Below are 19,215 nucleotides of genomic sequence, written 5' to 3'. Positions count from 1 at the left end.
GAGAAGTAGACACGAGAACGATTCGTCACACCGGTGAAGCTCTGGTACAGTATTGGCTTGCCCCTGCTTGTACAGGGGCGATAATCTGTAGATTTTCTTAGATGCCAATACTACTTAATCAGCGCAGACTGCCACTCGCGAATCCAAGCCTTACGCTTATTCGCCACTTCATCAGGACTAAATGTTAGCGCTTCACTTGGAATGGTTAAGCTATCAAAACCTTCAGGCAGCTTGCTCTCAACAACAGGATACATCCAGTTGCCTGTAGGGATTTTTGATTGAAAGTCTTCTGAAACGATAAATTGCATAAATTCATCAGCTAACTTTTGCTTGTCACTGCTGGCCACTTTAGCCGCCACTTCCACCTGAGTGTAATGGCCTTCCGAAAAGTCTGCGGCAGCAAATCGCTTATCTTGCTCGGCAATAATATGGTAAGCCGGAGAGGTCGTGTAAGAGAGAACCAAGTCAGACTCTCCCTCAAGGAACATAGAGTACGCTTCCGACCAACCTTTGGTCACAGTTACGGTCTTTTTCGCTAGCTTTTGCCATGCCTCACTGGAGTCATCACCATAAACAGACTTCATCCAAAGTAAGAGTCCTTGACCCGGAGTTGAAGTGCGCGGATCTTGATAAATCACCTTAAGGTCATCACGTTGCTCAACCAACTCTTTCAGGCTTTTCGGTGGATTCTTTACCTTTTCTTTGTTGTAAACAAACGCAAAGTAACCGTAATCGAAAGGAACAAAAACATCGTCACTCCAGCCGTTTGGTAACTCAAGCGCAGAAAGATCAGCATTGTGTTTAGCCAACAAGCCAGAGGCTTTCGCTTCACTCATTAAGTTATTATCGAGGCCAAGTACGACATCGGCTTGGGAGCTGGAGCCTTCTAGACGCAGGCGGTTTAGAATCGAGACACCATCATCTAGTGCAACAAAGTTGAGATCGCATCCACATTTAGCTTCAAATGCTTTTTCAATCGCTGGACCAGGGCCCCAATCTGAAGCAAACGAATCATAGGTATAAACGGTAAGTGTATTCGCCGCAGCGAGTTGAGAGGCACTTAGAAGTGTCGTTGCCAAAGCAAGTTTAGCGAGTTGATGTACTTTCACTGGTTCTATCCTTAGATATATATTTTTATATTATATGATCCAGAAAAAGCCTCCATAGAACGGAGTTCTCATCCCTACGCCAGCATTATCTGGATCAGGTATACGGGTGTCAGGTATTACCTTCTCTCAGCACCACTGCTAGTGCACCCCGTGAGTCACAACCTTTAGAAAGCGAATTGTAACCTTTTCGTCACAGATTCGCCAAATCTATCCCTAAACTCATTTGATTGATGTGGATTTATCGCTGATCGTAGCCCCAGCGAGGCACGAGAGTTTGGTCGATACCCATATGGTCAAGCACACGAGCCACAATAAAGTCGACTAAATCCTCAATAGATTCTGGCTGATGATAAAAGCCAGGCGCAGCTGGCATGATGGTCACGCCCATTTGCGAAAGTTTGTGCATGTTTTCTAGGTGTATGGTTGAAAATGGCGTCTCGCGTACCACTAGGAGAAGTTGACCACGCTCTTTCATTACCACGTCAGCAGCACGCTCAATTAAGTTATCAGACATCCCATGAGCAATCGCAGCCACACTGCCAGCCGAGCATGGGCAGACGATCATCTGTTTAGGCGCTGCTGACCCGGAAGCCACTGGTGAAAACCAATCTTCTTTACCACACACCACCAGCTTATCTGGCGAGCAATTCAGTTTTTGTACTAGTGCTTTGTGCGCGGCATCCGGACCGCTCGGCAGTTTAATATTATGTTCAGTCGCCAACACCACTCTCGCAGCGGAAGAGATCAATAAGTACACGGTATAATCTTGAGCTAACAAACACTCAAGGAGGCGCATCCCATAAGGAGCGCCAGATGCACCAGTAAATGCCAGCGTGATCGCTTTCTCTACGGGTTTCATTACGCTAATGCCTCTAATAATTTTTGATGAATACCACCAAAGCCACCATTGCTCATCACCAGAATTTGATCGCCTGGTTGAGCCTGTTCAACAATGGCCTGCACCAGCTCATCAATAGAGTCACTGACTGTGGCTGGTTGCGAGCATGAGTGCGCAATCTCTTCTACTGACCAATCAATATTGTCGGGTTGGAATAAGAACACCGCATCGGCTTGAGTGAGCGATTGCGCTAATGTCTCTTTGTGCACGCCGCGTTTCATGGTGGCACTGCGTGGCTCTAAAACAGCTAGGATTCGCTGCTTGCCGACCTTGTTACGTAAACCGCCTAAAGTCAGTTCAATTGCCGTTGGATGATGGGCAAAATCATCGTATACCGTGACTTGATTCACTTCGCCCTTCAGCTCCAAGCGTCGCTTGGTATTGATAAACTTGCCTAATGCTTCGCACCCAAGATCCGGAGTCACGCCAACATGCCTTGCTCCAGCAATAGCCATCAGGGCGTTATCGACATTATGGTCCCCCACTAGCTCCCACTTAACTTCCCCGACTTTGCTGCCATGTAGGTACACTTCAAAATGCGAACCATCACTCTTTAACTTGTTAGCATGCCAATCCGCATTCTCTCCCGTGTGTTCCACTTCACTCCAACACCCTCTTCCTAGTACGTCACCCAACGCCTTATCTTTACGTGGAGCAAGGATGCGGCCGTTTCCAGGAACAGTGCGAACTAAATGATGGAATTGTCGTTTGATGGCTTCAAGATCGTCAAAAATATCCGCATGATCGAACTCAAGATTGTTCATAATGAGAGTGCGTGGATGGTAGTGAACGAACTTAGAACGTTTGTCAAAAAAAGCACTGTCATACTCATCCGCTTCCACCACGAAAAACATAGATTCACCCAAACGAGCTGACTGACCGAAGTTGCCTAATACCCCACCAACTAAGAATCCCGGTTGATAACCACAATCTTCAAGAATCCAACTTAACATGCTGGATGTGGTAGTTTTTCCATGAGTCCCTGAAACAGCCAGCACCCAACGATCATGCAAAAGAAACTCTTGTAACCATTGTGGGCCAGAAGTGTATTTCAGATTATGGTTAAGCACGTACTCAACGCAAGGGTTGCCACGACTCATCGCATTCCCAATGACGACAAGGTCTGGAGCAGGATCGAGCTGAGCTGGGTCAAACCCTTCGATAATCTCTATGCCTTCCGACTCCAATAATGTGCTCATTGGTGGATAAACGTTAGCATCACTGCCTGTAACTCGGTGTCCCAACTGCTGGGCCAATACCGCAGCGCCTCCCATGAAGGTACCGCAAATACCCAGAATATGAATGTGCATAGTTCGCTCTCTTAACTCTTTGCGTCTAATTTTACGCTATTGTCGCTATATATACCCAAAGCGTGCGTCAAAAGCGAGAAAGTTAGCGGTTAGGGAAATAAATGTGACATTCATCATACAAAACGGAGCGTGTCAGGGTTACTTCATTACCATTAAAAAGTTCTGCCACCTACAATACACATGTGTGTTGATGAATACCCCCAATAAACGCAATCGTTTGGTTGCCACATTTCTCTCACACACTACCCCCAAGAAAATAAGCAGAAAAGTTAAGGATATAACATGTCTGAAATGCGCACCCTTGGCGAATTCATTGTTGAGAAACAAACTGATTTCCCCCACGCTAGCGGTGATTTATCTTCCCTTTTGTCTTCGATTCGACTCGCTGCCAAAATCGTAAACCGAGAAATTAACAAGGCAGGCCTTGCTGATATTACTGGTTCTGTAGGCTCTGAAAACGTTCAAGGTGAAGCTCAACAAAAACTCGATGTCTATGCTAACGACAAATTTAAAGCCGCTTTAGAAGCGCGTGACCAAGTTTGTGGTGTTGCCAGTGAAGAGGAAGATGAGGCAGTAGCCTTTAACAAAGAGCTCAACAAAAATGCCAAATACGTCGTACTAATGGACCCACTTGATGGTTCATCGAACATTGATGTCAATGTATCAGTAGGTACCATCTTCTCTATCTATCGTCGCGTTTCACCGGTTGGTACTCCTCCGACTCAAGAAGACTTCCTACAACCGGGCAACAAGCAAGTTGCAGCGGGCTATGTAGTGTACGGCTCGTCGACTATGTTGGTTTATACCACGGGTAAAGGCGTAAACGGATTTACTTACGACCCATCGATCGGTACCTTCTGCCTATCTCATGAAAATATGATGATCCCTAAAGATGGCACCATCTACTCCATTAACGAGGGCAACTATATTCGCTTCCCTATGGGCGTGAAAAAGTACATCAAATACTGCCAAGAGAATGTGCCAGAAGAGAAGCGTCCGTATACCTCTCGCTACATTGGCTCCTTGGTATCTGACTTCCACCGCAACCTGCTTAAGGGCGGCATCTACTTGTACCCAAGCACGCAAAGTCACCCAAGTGGTAAACTGCGCCTACTGTATGAGTGCAACCCAATGGCTTTCATCATGGAGCAAGCAGGCGGCTTAGCATCGGATGGTACTCAGCGTATCATGGACATCAAACCTACCGAACTACACCAGCGAGTCCCATTCTTTGTTGGCTCAAGCCGAATGGTTGAAAAGGTCGAATCTTTCCTAGAAGAATATAAAGACCAATAACTTCGAAGTGCCTCTCAATAGAGGCACTTTTTGTTTTAAAACTAACCAAGTATACTCTTTGTAAACGATTCGTGTTTCAGCCCTCTATTCCCTCCTCAAAGGAATAATGAATAAAGAAAAGGAAAGTCAAAATGAGCTTGAACAATGTCCCTGCAGGTAAATCATTGCCTGATGATATCTATGTAGTGATTGAAATCCCTGCTAACGCCGATCCAATTAAGTACGAAGTCGACAAAGACTCTGGTGCTGTTTTCGTTGACCGCTTTATGTCAGCACCTATGTTCTACCCATGTAACTATGGTTACGTAAACGAAACGCTTTCTCTTGATGGTGATCCTGTTGACGTGTTGGTACCGACACCTTATCCGTTGATGCCTGGTTCAGTAATTCGGTGCCGTCCAGTAGGCGTACTTAAGATGACCGACGAATCTGGTGAAGATGCAAAAGTCTTTGCCGTTCCTCATAGCAAGCTTTCTAAAGAGTACGACCACATTCAAGATGTAGGTGATATCCCTGAGCTGCTCAAAGCCCAGATCACGCAGTTCTTTGAGCGCTATAAAGAACTCGAAGCGGGTAAGTGGGTCAAAGTCGATGGCTGGGCCGATGTTCAAGCGGCAAGAGAAGAGATTGAAACTTCCTTTGAGCGCGCTAAGTCAAAATAGCGCTCGCTGAATACATGAAAAAGCTCTCTAAATTAGAGAGCTTTTTACTTTGGCTTAGAGTAAAGGAGCTAATAGCCGTAGCGGCCACGAGAAGCTTTGCCATTGTTATACCAGGTTCGAAAAGTTGGTTTGATGTCATCACAAATGCCACGATACATTTCCCCTCGCTTTCCCAGAATGCTTGGGTCTTGTTGACAGTATGCGATACGACCTTCCTCATAGCCGTTAGAATAGGCCTGGTATAAATCTTCCGTGAAATCTATGGTAGTCGAAGATTGTAACTGTTGAACTGACAGTTTCTCATACCCTATAAGAGCTTGCTCCTGACCGTACTGCTGCCAGTCTTGAGGCATAACAGAAGTAAGAGAAATTTGTTGAGCACAACCCGACATGATTAGTAAGCCAATGATGAATAACAGCCTCATACGATCCCCCCAGCACTAATTGCTAGCGCTTAGCGCGAGCATTTTTACCACGCCAATACTCATCGAGATACATTCGGTCTACATCGTTACAAATACCGTAATAGATTTTTCCATTTCTTCCTAAGACAAACGGATCTTGTTTACAGTATTCACTCTTACCTTCTTGATATCCTTTGAGATACGCTTTGTATTGACTAGCTGTGACGTCAGGCACTTTAGAGCGTAGCTTCGTTTCTGGTTCAACAATATAGCCCTTCAACGCCCATTGCTCGCCAAACTGTTGCCAGCTCATATCACTCTTGTCAGTGGGAGGCTGTAGTTGGACACAACCCGCTAACAGCCCTCCAATTATTAACAACAACCAAGGCCTCATATTACCCTCTCTATTCCGCTTGTTACTTCATAAGTATACGAGAAAAAGCGCGAATCGATTACGTTGTGCGGCGGCGCAGCAACGGCTCGTGTTAATCCACTTCAAACTGATACAGGAAGGTTACAGAGCTATAAAGCCCAGACACCGCTTCAACGTAAAAGTCTTCAATGATTCGATAGCGTATGGTGAATTCACCGAGGGAGTTAAAAATACCTACCCCATATTTCACTTGTAGCCCTGGCAGAACATACCCACTCACGGTTACTTGAGAGTCATTACCACTACCTGCAGTATCAAGCTGTAAGTCTTGTACACCAAAAGCTTGGCCAATATCGCCGACCACTTTACCACTGCGAGCTAAACTCAAACCAATCAAGGTCGTGGTTAGTGCATTACCACCTGTTTCGCCATCAATATCTTGGCCACGTAACAAGTAAGAAAGGGCATTTGCTTGTGGCATAGTTGGATCAGAGAAAATCTCGATTTTAGGCTCTGATGCCAAACCGGTTACTTTTACCCCAGCTTTAACATCATCAGCTGTGGTCTCTGGGTTTCGTATCGCGGTAATATTGACGTAAGGCTGATCAACAGGCCCAGTCATTAGGATTTTACCTTCTTCAATCAACAAGTCTTGACCAAATGAAGTATACGAACCGTTGATGATATTGACTTCACCTTGAACAAATGGCCCTTTATCTTTTTGGGAAACTTGTAATCGCCCTCTTAGGTCACCCTTTAAGCCAAATGCAGATACACGAAAATCATTACCGATGTTAATCACAACATCACTTTCGATATTGAAAGGAACCACTGCTTCTTTGTCGATAGGCGTCATATCAGGGTTGAGTAGTACTTGGTCACTGGATACCGACACTGCACTCTGGGGCAGTTCCTCAACCAAAATTCGTCCCCAGGGCAAGCCGATCGTACCCGTTACTTTCGCCAGCTGTGGGTTGGCCTCGATGGTCATATCCGGGACAACCTTAACTTTCACCATCGGTGGCACTTCGACATTCAACTCATCGGCAAACACTCTCAATTTGGTGCGCCATGCATTGAGATCCTGCCAATTACCCTCACCGGATAATTGCAGTTCGCCATCATCAGTCTGAATTTTCGCATCTAAGTTGGCGTCATAACCATTGAAAGCAATGTTCACACCACCCGACTTCACTTGAATTGGCGAAATGTCACCTTGAAGGGAAAGATCCGAAATGGAAAAGTCACCAAACAACTGCGGATGTAGAGCATCCCCTTTAATTTTGATGTTTGAATCAAGGTTCGCTTTGAGCTTATTGAACTCACCAATAACAGGCTGCAGGAAGTCCAAGTTAAACGTAGAAAGGTTGATCTCACCCTCTATCTTTTTATTGTCTGCGAGCACATCAGGTAAGGTCACTTGACCAGAAAGATCGCCGTTATCTGTTACGTCTACTAACCAACTAGCTTCGAGCTTATCATCCGCTAAATTCGCCGATACATTCACCTTATCCCAGCCTATGACAAGAGGCGCTTCTAGTGTTTGCGTGACCTTGCCCTTCGGCAGGCTAACATCCAGCTTAACTTGCGGAGCTGCCTCTGGTGCCCATTTGGCCCACACCGTCACATTGGCGGTCCCTTCCACATTGGTATTTTTAGGAATGTAAGCATCAAGCTGTTTAAAGTTGAAATTCTTCACGGTGACTAAAGCTTCACCTGACGTCCCAGCTTGGATGTCTTTTTCCAAACACACTTTCGAGTCAGCTTGCGCCCAACAGTGCGCCGAGACATCTGCCACTTGTTTATCGATATCCACTTTGATATCGATAGGATCCACTAAATCAAGCGGCCCTTGTTCTGACTCTAAATGAACATCAGCAAGCCTCCCAGTCCAAACAAGACTTGGCTTATCCTGAAGAGAACCGTCTAAGTCAATCTTTGCAGACAGGAGGTTGGAAACAAGATCCAATGACAGTGTATGGCTTGCTTGAGTGCCACTTAAGGCGAGATCCACACTCTCGACAACCTGTTCTTGATAAGTAATCCCAGAAGCCTTTAAAGAGAGTTTCGCCTGAGCTTGCTCAAGAGGTAAGGGTTTCGCAGTACCGGACAAAGATAGGCTATCGATACTGGCTTCTTGCTTCCATTTTACTTTTTCTACTTTTAGGTCGGTGGCGATATCAGGTTCTAGCATCGCCCCTTTAATGCCCACAGTCCCCTTCAGAAGACCAGTGAGATCTGGAACCGATTTCGCTAAGTCAGGAAAATCGATCCGAACATCCATATTCCAGTCCTTATCAAGCGTTCCTTTTGCACTTAGTTGGTTTGGGCCATGAGCGACTGACAGCCCTTCAGTTCTAACTTTATACTTACCCTTGCCCGAAGTATCTGCAGCTTCTAGCTGCCCTTTAACATTTAGAGGGTAATTACGAAGTACACCAACAATGTCGAGGGTAGGAACCGATACATCCCAGCCACCAGCTTCTGTAAGTTGGCCGCTGGTGACAATATGGCCACTAATGTCACCTTCTGCCTCCGGCCATTGAAGACCTGGTTGAATGTGCGTAAGGTTAATATCCCCTTTCCAGTTTATCGGCGACTCCCAGTTCGCCATAACCTGACCAGTAATGTTGCCACCTAAGCTATCAATAGAGAGCTCACTTAGGTCAATTTGCTTCAAGTCACCCTTACCAATCAACTGGACTGCCACATCTGGAATGTCCTTACCTGATGCTTGAGCGTTTAGAGCAACGTCATACCCTTCCAATGAGCCTTTCGCTTTCAAGCTTTCAATAGCAACTTGATAATCACTTTTACCGGTTAATGGCCACGTCGCTTTTGCATCACTGATCGTGGCATCAAACGGAAGTGTTGGTTCCAGTGGCTGCAACTCTCCATTTAAAGCACCAGTGATTAGCCCGGAAAACTGACTATCTAGAGATAGCTTTTCAACGCTTCCTTTAGCCTCTAGTCGTAACCTCTGACCCGCCAAATCTGTTTGTTTGAGATGAGCCGTAAGGAACAGGTCTAATGGGTAGTCCTGATTTAAGGTGATATCTCCATTAAGAAGGGCATCCACTTGCGGCATGTCTAACTGCAGTTTATCTACATGAACATCGTGTTCACCTGCTCGGCCCACCAACTGCAAATTATTGACAATGACAGGTTCATCTTGCTCAAGTTTAAAGTCTTGAATTTCGATTCCCGCAATATTAACGAAGAGCGGAATTAACACTTCTGGCAGCTCAATGGCCTGAGGCTTGTTCTCCTGTTGAGGCTCTTGTGGTTCTGCACTGGTCTCATCCGACGGCGCTAACGCTACTCTCGGTGATTTTAGCAAGGTATCACCGACCGTGAGTTTAGAACCGGTCATTGCAAGAGACGTAGAAAAGACATCCCAATTCACTTTAGTGCCTAAGATATCCAAATTGATATCACTAAAATTCACCTTACCGATCGCAATTGGAATGGGTGTTAAGATTGACGTTAGCGGCTCACTTGGCTCGGTAGAAGGCTCACTTGGTGCAACTTCAGGCATCGAAAAGTTCAAACCTGTTATCGCCAGTTCATTAATACATACCCTAGGATCACTCAAGCAGTTGAGATCAACGGCCAACGTCAATGACTGAGCGTTAAGATCAATATGGAGACTCTCGTCAACAAAACTGACTTGGTTAAGGGTAAACCTGGGGAATAGTGAGCCCTTGGCTTCCGACACCTGTAACTGAGGCAGCGCTTTGTTTACTCCCCAAAGAATGCTGTTCAACCCAGCATTAGTGAACATAGCGAAGGCCAGCGTTGCCACGATAAGTAGTATCAACGTCGCAAAGCCGATAGAGATCCACTTGGTCAATCGCCAAACTTTTAACATCATAATTCTGGCCCTAAACTAAAGTGAATACGCCATTCTGCTTGCGGTTTCTGATCTAACCCCTTCGCATAATCAAATTTCACTGGACCAACAGGCGACACCCAGCGAATACCGAAACCGGCACCACGTTTCCACTCTGGACTATCATTAAATGCATCACCAACATCGAAAAACGTCGCTGCCCACCAATTTCCAGTAATACGATATTGATACTCTAGTGTACTGGTCGCCAAGTATTGGCCACCGGTTTTATTACCGACATCATCCTCGGGAGAAATACTCTCATAGTCGTAACCTCGGATACTGTTATCACCACCCGCATAGAATCGTAGTGACGGTGATAATTTAGAAGGGTCGCTAGCAATATTGGCACCAACATCCACTTTAAAAATACCACGATGATTTTCACCAATACTGGAAATCCATGTGGACGTTCCACGCATGCGGAACACGGACGTTTCTGAGAGGGCACGCTCGTCGCCGACTTCAAACATGATGGTCTGTTTGTTACCACTCATCGGCAGTACACCACCTCGAGATACCACTCGTGAATACGATAGACCAGGTAAGACGAACTGACCTAATTCGCCTTGCGTATTGAACTCGTAGTTCTCCACCAAATAACGCAAGTAAGCTGTGCGATGCCAACCGCTATCGAGCACCCAATGACGCTCGAAGGCCAAGTTAGATTCCAAAGTCTTTTTATCACTTCGGTTTACGTTTTTTAGACCATATTGAATGAGATAATAATCTTTCAGCACATCATCCAAAGGGATCTTGTAGCTCGCTGTCACCTGTTGTTCAGGAATAGAGAGATCAAGACTAGTATTAAAGCTGTGGCCATGTTCGTTCAACCATGGTTTTTTCCACTTGAACTTAACTTTTGCCCCCACGTCAGTGGAGTAACCAAGACCCGTTTCAAATTGGTTTCTTACTTGCGGGGCCAGTGACACCTTCATAGGTAACTCTCGCCCTTTACCTACTTGCGATAAGTCAGGCTCAACAAATACCGATGAAAACCATTCGGTATTAGATAAGTTCTGGTTATGGATACCGACTTTAGAGGCAAGATAATCATCACCCGTTTTATATGGTTGTAATGATTCTACTTTTTGAATATCGATCTGACTGCCGGTGATAGTGGTTTTGCCGAATTGATAGCGGATACCACTATCGTAATGCAATCGAATAAAAGCTTGGTTAAGTTCAGGGACCACTTCGAGTCGGCTCAGCACATATCCGCCATCGAAGTAACCTTTTTGCAAAGCAAGATTACGAATGCTTGATTTCATCGCATCGTATTGGCTGTGGTTTAAAATGACACCTTCTTTAAGTGGTGTCAGTCGGATAAGACGCAGAAAATCTTCATCGCTCTTCGCTTCACCAGAGATATCAATATCAACCAATTTGATTCTCGTCGGCTCACCTGCATTGACGTTAACAATCAATTCAGAGTCCTTATCGTCCACAGAGAACTCAATGCGGGCATTGTAATAACCTACAGCATTCAGGGCTGTATTGATTTCTTTAGTAAGGCGAGATTGAAATCGAAGTGACGTTGAGTATTCACTGGGCTCAATAGCGGATATGTAGGCGTCAACATTATCCTTCAATGCGCCACTTAAACCATTAATATCCAATGACACACCATCTTTTGCCATCGCTAAACTCGACGACAGCAACAGAATTAGCGGTGGTAATACTCTCTTTATCATGCTTTATTGTTGAGACTGTGATTCGTTGTTTTTGTATTGAACTGGAATGATAACCCCGATCAATTTAGAAGTCTGTAGTCACCACCCACATGATGGCAGATTAGCGTTATTTTATTGATGGTTTTCAGAAACTTCGTACACCCAATAATAGTCTAAAAAGGAGCCTATGATGCGTAAAACGGAAATGATATCAGCAGACCAAGCTCTACCGGGGCGTGACCATGCTATCGCAAAAATGGAGCCTCACTTCATCAATCAATCTGACCTCAATGCATCACTTCAAGAGCATCAACAGTCTGTCGTTATCGGCCTTGGTTGCTTTTGGGGAGCTGAGCGTGTGTTTTGGCAGCTGGACGGTGTTATCTCGACTTCCGTCGGCTATGCAGGTGGCTACACGCCAAATCCGACCTATGAAGAGGTCTGTTCTGGAAATACAGGGCATACTGAAGTGGTGCGTGTTGTGTTCGACAGTCGGATAACCTCTTTGACTGACATACTCAAAGTCTTTTGGGAGAAACACGACCCAACGCAAGGGATGCGTCAAGGAAACGATATTGGTACTCAGTACCGCTCTGCTATTTATGTTGATGATGAGCAACAGCTTTTGACGGCGCAACAGACTCAGCAACAATACCAACAAGCACTTGGTGATACTTCCATCACAACGGAAATTGCCTTACTCAATCACTACTACCTTGCTGAGGTATACCACCAGCAATATCTCGCTAAGAACCCCAATGGGTATTGTGGAATTGGTGGTACAGGCGTCTGTTTTCCTCCTCAATAACCAGACGGCGCACAACAAAAAACGCTCTTGGTTTCACACCAAGAGCGTTTCTAAAAAATTCTATTGATATATCTGTTCTACATCGCGAGCGCAGCAATCTCGATGTTAATCTCTTTAAATGCATCGAGTTTTTGTTTGTCACCGACTTCTGGTAGTAACACTTTGCCGTTATCGAACCGAAACACCCCGATACCCGCAATGAAAAACTGTCCCTTAAAAAGCGTTTTAACAAATTTAGCAATTTGTCTCGGACGATAAACCGTAAACTTTCGCAGCATAACCTAACCTCAATATCCGTTTGAGTACAACCATCATGTTCTCGCTTTATGCGAGTGTTGTCGCAATATTTTTTGCGCTCGTGACAAGTATACAGCATATTTATTCGTTCACAAAAGATAAATTAACATCTTTGCAACAAGCTATAAATTACTGTTATGCTTGGTATGATTTTATCAAGTAAAGGACATCTCTTGGTCAAATCGCACCAATAACATTGTGGTAATTCCTAGGTTAACCTATGGTATGCCGCTCAACACAAAGTAATGGAAACAATTACAATGAAACTAAAGCCTCTCCTAACAATAGCAATGCTGTGTTTACCCACTCTTGCTATGGCCACGAATTTACAAGTTGGTGGTAACGCACGCTCAATATCTGTGAAGGATCATGGTGAGCTTATTCTCAACAATGACGCAATTACTTACCAAGCGTGGAGCAGTAACGATATGCTTGGCAAAGTACGAGTTATTCAAGCCATCGCTGGCCGTAGTAGCTCAAAAGAGATGAACGCCCCACTAATGAAAGCCATTACGGATGCGAAATTTCCAGAAGACAGCTACCAAACCACGACGATCATCAACCAAGATGATGCAATGTGGGGCACAGGCTCCTTTGTCAAATCTTCAGCTGAAGACAGCAAGCAAGAATTCCCATGGTCATCCATGGTGCTCGATAAACACGGCCTAGTTGCCAACGCGTGGCAACTCAAAGAAGATAATTCAGCAATTATCGTTCAAGATAAGCAAGGCAAGATTCTGTATGTTAAAGAAGGCGCTTTAACAGATAGTGAGGTTCAAGAAGTGCTGACAATGATCAGCGATAACCTATAACCTCTCGCTATGTTGAAATCATAATGGGAGCAAAGTCGCTCCCATTGTTTTTTTCCTGTTAGAAACCCAAAGCGGACCATTGTTTACGTTGGTAAATATTTTGATTTGTTATAACATAACAAATCAAAATTAAACGAGAACAAGTCGCATGTCGCTGATTCAACTGATGAAAACAGGTTCTAAGCTAAGAGCTGCATTGTGCTTAAGCTTGCTGCTGTTTGCTCTCAATGCCCTATCCATCGAGCACAGCTACGATTCTCACATCGACCACCAGGAACATCATTGCCCTTTATTTACCAAAGGCACCCATTCACTTCCCGTCAGTCTTTTCCATGCAGCGTCAGTAGTTGTTTCTCATTCCAGATTGATCAATATAGATAATAGTGTCTGCCATTCAAAGCCGGAGTGCATCAGTGCACGCTCACCGCCTTTGCTTACCTAGATTCACTAAAATCATCTATTGTTATCACAGACTAAAATTTAAGGAATCCCAATGAAACTCAAGATGACTCTATTAGCTGGACTCGTAGTCTCCCAATTTGCAGTGGCAGAAGAAAACTTCCGACAACACGATGCCCATGTTCACGGCCATGTCGAGTTCAATATTGCTCAAGATGGAAAAGACCTTTTGGTGGAGATTACGGCTCCTGGCGCGGATGTAGTCGGCTTCGAGCATGCCCCAAAAACTGACGCAGAAAAAGCGGCGCTTACCAAAGCCAAGGCGACACTTAACGACGTGAATAACCTACTGATCCTACCAAAGGCTGCTGGATGCCAACTCGTGGATGCGGATATTGATAATACGTTAGAGTCTCATCAAGGCCATGATGACCACGATGACCATCACAACCATAAAGATCATGATGATCACAAAGGTCACGACGACCACCACGATCATGACCATGACCATGACGGACACGATGATCATAAGGGCCATGACGACCATCATGACCATAAAGAACACGATGATCACAAAGGTCATGACGACCACGACCACGACCACGACCACGACCACGACCACGACCACGACCACGACCACGACCATCATGATGGACATGGCGAGTTCAACGTGCAATACCAATTTACCTGTAGTGATTTCAGTGAGTTAAACCAAATTGACACAAAATGGTTTAGCTACTTCCCTGCAACTGAAAAAGTCTCTGTTAACCTGTTAACGGACACAGCACAATCTGCAACTGAACTAACCTCTGGCAACACTGTCATTAAACTGTAAGCATCTCGCCCTAAGAAGTAGCTTTGCTCTCTTAGGGCATCTTCTTGGATAAGAGGACATTATGGCTAGAGTAATCGAACTCACCGATCTCACTTTCAAATGGCACCCAGAACAAGCCCCCACACTCGATATTCCTTCACTCACTATAGAACAGGGTGAACATCTATTCTTAAAAGGACCAAGTGGCTGCGGGAAATCGACCTTATTGGGGCTACTCACTGGTATCAATACAGCAACCTCAGGCAATGTTGTCGCTCTGGGACAGTCACTACAATCCTTATCTGCCAGTGCTAGAGATAAATTTAGGGCGGATCATATAGGCTATATATTCCAACAGTTTAACCTGCTGCCGTATCTCTCTGTCATTGATAACGTCACTTTACCTTGCCGGTTTTCTCAAGTCAGAAAAAACAAGGTAGCGGGCCCTTTAGAGCAAGAAGCCAAGCGGCTGCTCGAACACTTAAGGCTGCCTTCACACCTTCTCAACAAACCGGTGATTGAGCTCAGTATTGGTCAACAACAACGTGTGGCCGCCGCACGTGCCTTAATTGGTCAGCCTGAATTTCTTATTGCCGATGAGCCAACTTCGGCTTTGGATCACGATAACCGAGAAGCTTTTATCGAATTACTTATGGAACAAGCCAACCAAGCTCATTCCACGCTGATCTTTGTCAGCCACGACCCGACGCTCGAATCCCTATTTACGCGAAGCGAAAATTTACTGGATATCAACCAAGCGAGAGCATTATGAGTATTACATTGAAACTAGCTTGGAAAAGTCTTCTCAACCGAAAAACCACCGCATTGTTAACCGTTATGACAGTGGCGATTTCGGTTATTCTTCTCATGGGTGTTGAACGTATTCGAACTCAAGCAAAAAGCAGCTTTGCCAACACGATTTCAGGCACAGACCTCATCGTCGGTGGTCGTTCTGGCCAAGTGAACCTGCTGCTCTACTCTGTCTTTCGTATTGGTAATGCCACCAATAATATCGATTGGAAAAGCTATGAAGAGTTTAGCCAACATCGCGCTGTTGACTGGGCAATTCCCATTTCTCTTGGAGACTCACACAAAGGTTTTCGAGTCATGGGAACTAATCACAGCTATTTCGAGCACTACCAATATGGACAGAAGCAACATTTAAGCTTCTCTTCAGGCCATGAATTTAATGGGCTATTTGAAACCGTGCTGGGCTCCGATGTTGCCAAATCCCTAGGCTATGATATTGGCAGTGAAATCATTATTGCGCACGGCATCAGCGATGTCGGCTTTAGCCGTCATGAAAACCTCCCTTTCAAAGTGGTCGGCATACTCGCCCCTACAGGGACACCAGTCGATAAAACCGTTCATGTTTCTCTTGAAGCAATTGAAGCGATACATGTTGGTTGGGAATCTGGTGCAAATCTGGGTAACACACCAAGCAAAGAACAGCTGGAACAGATTGACTTCCAACCTAAGCAAATCACGGCCATGTTGATAGGTCTTAAGAGCAAGATTCAGACCTTCGCTCTACAAAGACAGATTAATACCTATAAGCAAGAGCCACTAAGCGCCATTCTTCCAGGTGTCGCCTTGCATGAATTATGGGGCATGATGAGCGTGGCTGAACAAGCGTTGCTTATCGTCTCTATTTTTGTTGTCGTCGCAGGTTTGATGGGAATGCTCTCGAGCTTACTGACTAGTTTACAAGAGAGACGAAGAGAGATGGCGATACTACGTGCCATGGGAGCTAGACCACGACACGTGTTCACCTTGTTGGTCAGTGAGGCCACCGTTCTAACTTCTGTCGGTATCATTTGCGGTATTGGTGGCATGTATGCCATGCTAGCGGTCGCTGCGCCAATCATCACTGCAAACTACGGTATCAATATTGCGCTAACCGCAATTACTGCTCATGAGTGGATGTTGCTAGGGTTTGTTCAAATCGCAGGAATGATCATTGGATTCTTCCCTGCACTGCGCGCGTACCGACAATCATTAAGCGATGGCATGACCATCCGAATTTAGCGAGATTGACATGAAAATACTGCCTAAACTCGTTGGCATTCTATTATTAACGATAAGCATGCTAATGCCACATATGGCGTTAGCACAGGATGAATCTGATCTATTAAAACTCGATTGGATCGATTTGATCCCCGAGAAAGAACGCAACCAGTTTGATGCGATGGGCATGCCTGCCATTGATCACTCTGGCGGTGTAATGGAGCAATCAAAATTGGGCTCTGTCCGACAAGAGCTTAATGGCAGTATGGTCAAGATCCCTGGCTTTGTTATTCCACTTGAAGGCGATGAAGACATGGTGACTGAATTTCTATTGGTTCCTTACTTTGGCGCCTGTATTCACGTACCACCACCGCCACCAAACCAAATCATTTATGTAAAGTTTAAAGAAGGTGCACCTGTACATCGTTTGTGGGATGTTATTTACGTGGTAGGAACATTGAAGACGGAAACCATCAATTCTGAGCTCGCTGAAACTGCCTATCTGATTGATGGAATCCGTATTGAAGATTATGACGATGGTTAGAATGCACGCTGAATAGCGTAGAGGCGTTAAAAGTAAACATTTCGTTAACAGTGCTAGCTTGTCATATTGCCAATCAATCTTCTACTTAGCTGATGAAAGTAGATAGATAAGCTAGCACTCCGAGATAAACACATAGCAATAATGCTACCGAAACGTGTTTTTTAACTCTATTCTCTCCTGAGTGACTCATAAAGCCCTCCTTAGTTACACCTCAAATTTAACAAAAATTTATCATTTATCCCAGCATTTTTTACAATATGATGGCCGTTATTGTTAATTCGGAAAATAGCTCACATAAATAGAACTAGTCAGCACCATAAAATATCGCTAAATTGATGATCAATCGTACAATTTTACTGCCTATCTTGAATTCGTTTTTATGAGCAAATTACCTGTCGATCAGCAATCACAAACTACCGAGCCAAACACGCAGAACGAACAGGCTCACAAAAAAAGCCACCATATGAAGGACAGTGGCAGCAGAATACGTGCTATTGCTCAAGCACATAGTTTGGACGCATTGATTGCAGAGGAAACCCCAAGTAAAAGCCTATTTGAACGCGCCATGTTGCGCGAAAAGCAGAGTAAAGAGCAGCGACAAAAGAACTTAGAACAAATTGTGAAAGCCGCGCTGACATCGTGCAAGAATGAAGTGGCAGGAGAGCCAGACTTTGACTGGCTGGTGCGTTATTTCGACATGGCTAAGGAAATTCACAACAGCTCAATGCAAAAGCTATGGGCACAGGTGCTAAAACGGGAGGTGACCAATCCTGGTTCAACTTCAATGAAAGCTCTAAAAACCCTTAGAGACATGACGCCAAAAGAAGCACAAACTCTACAACGCGCAGCTTCTTTGGCTTGCAGTTTTGGTACCGATACTAGCCGAAAACTACTACTTGGTATTCGCCATCAGGCAGGGTTATTTAGCTTTTCTAAACGCGAAAGCCTTGATGAACTAAGCCTAGGTGAATTTCAATTTCCCTATTCCAGCCTGTTATTACTTGTTGAGCTAGGCATCCTGCTCGCCACCGAATTAGAGTCCGGTGAAATCACCAAAGAGCCCGCACTTAAGCTCAGTTATCAAGGTAAAGAAATGACGTTGCAGCCAAAGCATAAAGGCATCACGTTAACCTACTACCGATTTACCCCAACAGGTAACGAGTTGTGCCAATTGCTTGGAAACCGTAGCAATAACCAGTACCGCGATAAACTGCTAGAGTTACTGAATAGAAAGTTCATTGTGAAGGGTGACACGGCCAACTCGTTTCATCATACGGTTTAGCGAATGATACTTCGCTCAGTCAGTGCCTGAATACACTGTTCAACCAGTTCCTCAACTTTATATGCGTCGGCATTTAAATGAATTTCGGGTTCGATGGGTTGTTCATATTCAGAATCTATCCCGGTGAAATTCTTGATTTCTCCCGCTCGTGCTTTCTTGTATAACCCTTTAGGATCCCGCGCTTCACAAACCGCCAAGCTCGCATCAACAAAGACTTCCAAGAATTCACCTTGAGGTAATAGCTCACGCACTAAAGCTCGCTCTTCTCGGTGAGGAGAGATAAAGGCTGAGAGAACGATAAGACCCGCGTCCGCCATCAATTTTGTTAGCTCACCAACTCTTCGAATGTTCTCTCGTCTATCTTGCTGAGAAAAGCCTAGGTCTCGACAGAGCCCGTGTCGCACATTATCGCCATCTAGCAAATAGGTGTGATAACCGCGTTGCGTAAGTTCAGTTTCCAGAGCGCCTGCCACCGTTGATTTTCCAGCACCGGAAAGCCCCGTAAACCACAACACTACTGGCTGCTGATTTTTTAAGGTTGCACGCTCTGACTTGGTTACCTGGTGCTGATGCCAAATAACGTTTTCATCTTTGTTTATTTCGGCGCTTGCCAGTGCACTATTTGACATAGTAAG

Annotated in this window: 19 protein-coding genes and 1 riboswitch; of the genes, 10 read left to right on the top strand and 9 right to left on the bottom strand. The window is 45.0% G+C overall.

Translation table 11 applies throughout. The features are described 5' to 3' along the window. Window positions 1-110: 110 nt before the first annotated feature. From thiB to mpl, 3 genes are all read right to left on the bottom strand, one after another. On the bottom strand, window positions 111-1,109 hold the full coding sequence (thiB, locus tag HOP38_RS01000) for a thiamine ABC transporter substrate binding subunit (protein WP_088876616.1): 999 nt from the start codon (window positions 1,107-1,109) through the stop codon (window positions 111-113). Between the two features lie 54 nt (window positions 1,110-1,163). Further along, window positions 1,164-1,270: riboswitch (TPP riboswitch) on the bottom strand. A gap of 77 nt (window positions 1,271-1,347) precedes the next feature. After that, window positions 1,348-1,968 carry a flavin prenyltransferase UbiX gene (locus tag HOP38_RS00995; RefSeq protein WP_063604622.1) on the bottom strand — a complete coding sequence of 207 codons (621 nt, stop codon included), beginning with the start codon at window positions 1,966-1,968 and terminating at the stop codon, window positions 1,348-1,350. Continuing rightward, complete coding sequence (gene mpl, locus HOP38_RS00990; RefSeq protein WP_198557261.1) at window positions 1,968-3,317, bottom strand: UDP-N-acetylmuramate:L-alanyl-gamma-D-glutamyl-meso-diaminopimelate ligase; 1,350 nt, start codon at window positions 3,315-3,317, stop codon at window positions 1,968-1,970. Before mpl ends, HOP38_RS00995 begins: the two co-directional genes overlap by 1 nt. Window positions 3,318-3,599: 282 nt before the next feature. Between mpl and fbp the strand changes: the two genes are divergently transcribed. Together fbp and ppa are read left to right on the top strand one after the other, a co-directional pair. Then, a complete protein-coding gene (gene fbp / locus HOP38_RS00985; protein ID WP_006073244.1) occupies window positions 3,600-4,613 on the top strand; it encodes a class 1 fructose-bisphosphatase in 1,014 nt (337 codons plus the stop codon). Window positions 4,614-4,744: 131 nt separating this feature from the next. Next, complete coding sequence (gene ppa, locus HOP38_RS00980) at window positions 4,745-5,275, top strand: inorganic diphosphatase (protein WP_031494627.1); 531 nt, start codon at window positions 4,745-4,747, stop codon at window positions 5,273-5,275. 68 nt (window positions 5,276-5,343) lie between these two features. On the opposite strand, the gene HOP38_RS00975 is transcribed toward ppa, so the two are convergent. The 4 genes from HOP38_RS00975 to tamA all read right to left on the bottom strand — a co-directional run bounded on the left by HOP38_RS00975 (window position 5,344) and on the right by tamA (window position 11,638). Then, window positions 5,344-5,700, bottom strand: coding sequence for a DUF2799 domain-containing protein (locus HOP38_RS00975; RefSeq protein WP_124940556.1), 357 nt, complete (start codon window positions 5,698-5,700; stop codon window positions 5,344-5,346). A 22-nt stretch (window positions 5,701-5,722) separates the two neighbouring features. Further along, complete coding sequence (locus HOP38_RS00970; RefSeq protein ID WP_006073240.1) at window positions 5,723-6,073, bottom strand: DUF2799 domain-containing protein; 351 nt, start codon at window positions 6,071-6,073, stop codon at window positions 5,723-5,725. 91 nt (window positions 6,074-6,164) lie between these two features. Continuing rightward, window positions 6,165-9,926 (bottom strand): autotransporter assembly complex protein TamB, encoded by a 3,762-nt coding sequence (gene tamB, locus HOP38_RS00965; RefSeq protein ID WP_423250076.1) that lies wholly within the window; start codon window positions 9,924-9,926, stop codon window positions 6,165-6,167. Beyond that, entirely contained in the window at window positions 9,923-11,638 is a 1,716-nt protein-coding gene (gene tamA, locus HOP38_RS00960; protein ID WP_198557260.1) for an autotransporter assembly complex protein TamA, read from the bottom strand. Before tamA ends, tamB begins: the two co-directional genes overlap by 4 nt. 166 nt (window positions 11,639-11,804) lie before the next feature. Between tamA and msrA the strand changes: the two genes are divergently transcribed. Next, window positions 11,805-12,425, top strand: a complete 621-nt coding sequence (gene msrA, locus HOP38_RS00955; protein ID WP_124940553.1) for a peptide-methionine (S)-S-oxide reductase MsrA — start codon at window positions 11,805-11,807, stop codon at window positions 12,423-12,425. A 77-nt stretch (window positions 12,426-12,502) separates the two neighbouring features. Here msrA and HOP38_RS00950 read toward each other — a convergent pair whose 3' ends face one another. Beyond that, the gene (locus tag HOP38_RS00950; RefSeq protein ID WP_006073236.1) at window positions 12,503-12,703 is read right to left on the bottom strand and encodes a DUF1107 family protein; all 201 of its coding nucleotides are present in this window, start codon (window positions 12,701-12,703) and stop codon (window positions 12,503-12,505) included. Window positions 12,704-12,982: 279 nt separating this feature from the next. Here HOP38_RS00950 and HOP38_RS00945 point away from each other — a divergent pair, with 279 nt between their 5' ends. The 7 genes from HOP38_RS00945 (at window position 12,983) to HOP38_RS00915 (ending at window position 18,580) form a co-directional block, all read left to right on the top strand. After that, entirely contained in the window at window positions 12,983-13,534 is a 552-nt protein-coding gene (locus HOP38_RS00945; protein ID WP_198557259.1) for a YtfJ family protein, read from the top strand. 148 nt (window positions 13,535-13,682) lie between these two features. Beyond that, window positions 13,683-13,976, top strand: a complete 294-nt coding sequence (locus HOP38_RS00940) for a DUF2607 family protein (protein WP_198557258.1) — start codon at window positions 13,683-13,685, stop codon at window positions 13,974-13,976. Window positions 13,977-14,027: 51 nt separating this feature from the next. Beyond that, a complete protein-coding gene (zrgA, locus tag HOP38_RS00935) occupies window positions 14,028-14,768 on the top strand; it encodes a zinc uptake protein ZrgA (RefSeq protein ID WP_198557257.1) in 741 nt (246 codons plus the stop codon). Between the two features lie 61 nt (window positions 14,769-14,829). Beyond that, entirely contained in the window at window positions 14,830-15,519 is a 690-nt protein-coding gene (locus tag HOP38_RS00930; RefSeq protein WP_062462302.1) for an ABC transporter ATP-binding protein, read from the top strand. Then, window positions 15,516-16,775 carry an ABC transporter permease gene (locus HOP38_RS00925; protein ID WP_006073230.1) on the top strand — a complete coding sequence of 420 codons (1,260 nt, stop codon included), beginning with the start codon at window positions 15,516-15,518 and terminating at the stop codon, window positions 16,773-16,775. The genes HOP38_RS00930 and HOP38_RS00925 overlap by 4 nt, the downstream gene beginning before the upstream one ends. A gap of 58 nt (window positions 16,776-16,833) precedes the next feature. Next, the gene (locus HOP38_RS00920) at window positions 16,834-17,298 is read left to right on the top strand and encodes a DUF3299 domain-containing protein (RefSeq protein WP_050798639.1); all 465 of its coding nucleotides are present in this window, start codon (window positions 16,834-16,836) and stop codon (window positions 17,296-17,298) included. A 379-nt stretch (window positions 17,299-17,677) separates the two neighbouring features. Beyond that, window positions 17,678-18,580: a TIGR03899 family protein gene (locus HOP38_RS00915; RefSeq protein ID WP_006073223.1), complete on the top strand. Its 903-nt coding sequence runs from the start codon at window positions 17,678-17,680 to the stop codon at window positions 18,578-18,580. On the opposite strand, the gene cysC is transcribed toward HOP38_RS00915, so the two are convergent. After that, window positions 18,577-19,209, bottom strand: a complete 633-nt coding sequence (cysC, locus tag HOP38_RS00910; protein WP_006073221.1) for an adenylyl-sulfate kinase — start codon at window positions 19,207-19,209, stop codon at window positions 18,577-18,579. The two genes, HOP38_RS00915 and cysC, sit on opposite strands and share 4 nt — an antisense overlap. Between the last annotated feature and the right edge of the window lie 6 nt (window positions 19,210-19,215).

Origin of the sequence: Vibrio mediterranei, from assembly GCF_013364395.1 — a bacterium.
GTDB classification, from domain to species: Bacteria; Pseudomonadota; Gammaproteobacteria; order Enterobacterales; family Vibrionaceae; genus Vibrio; species Vibrio mediterranei.
This window is presented reverse-complemented; position numbering and strand designations above follow the sequence as displayed.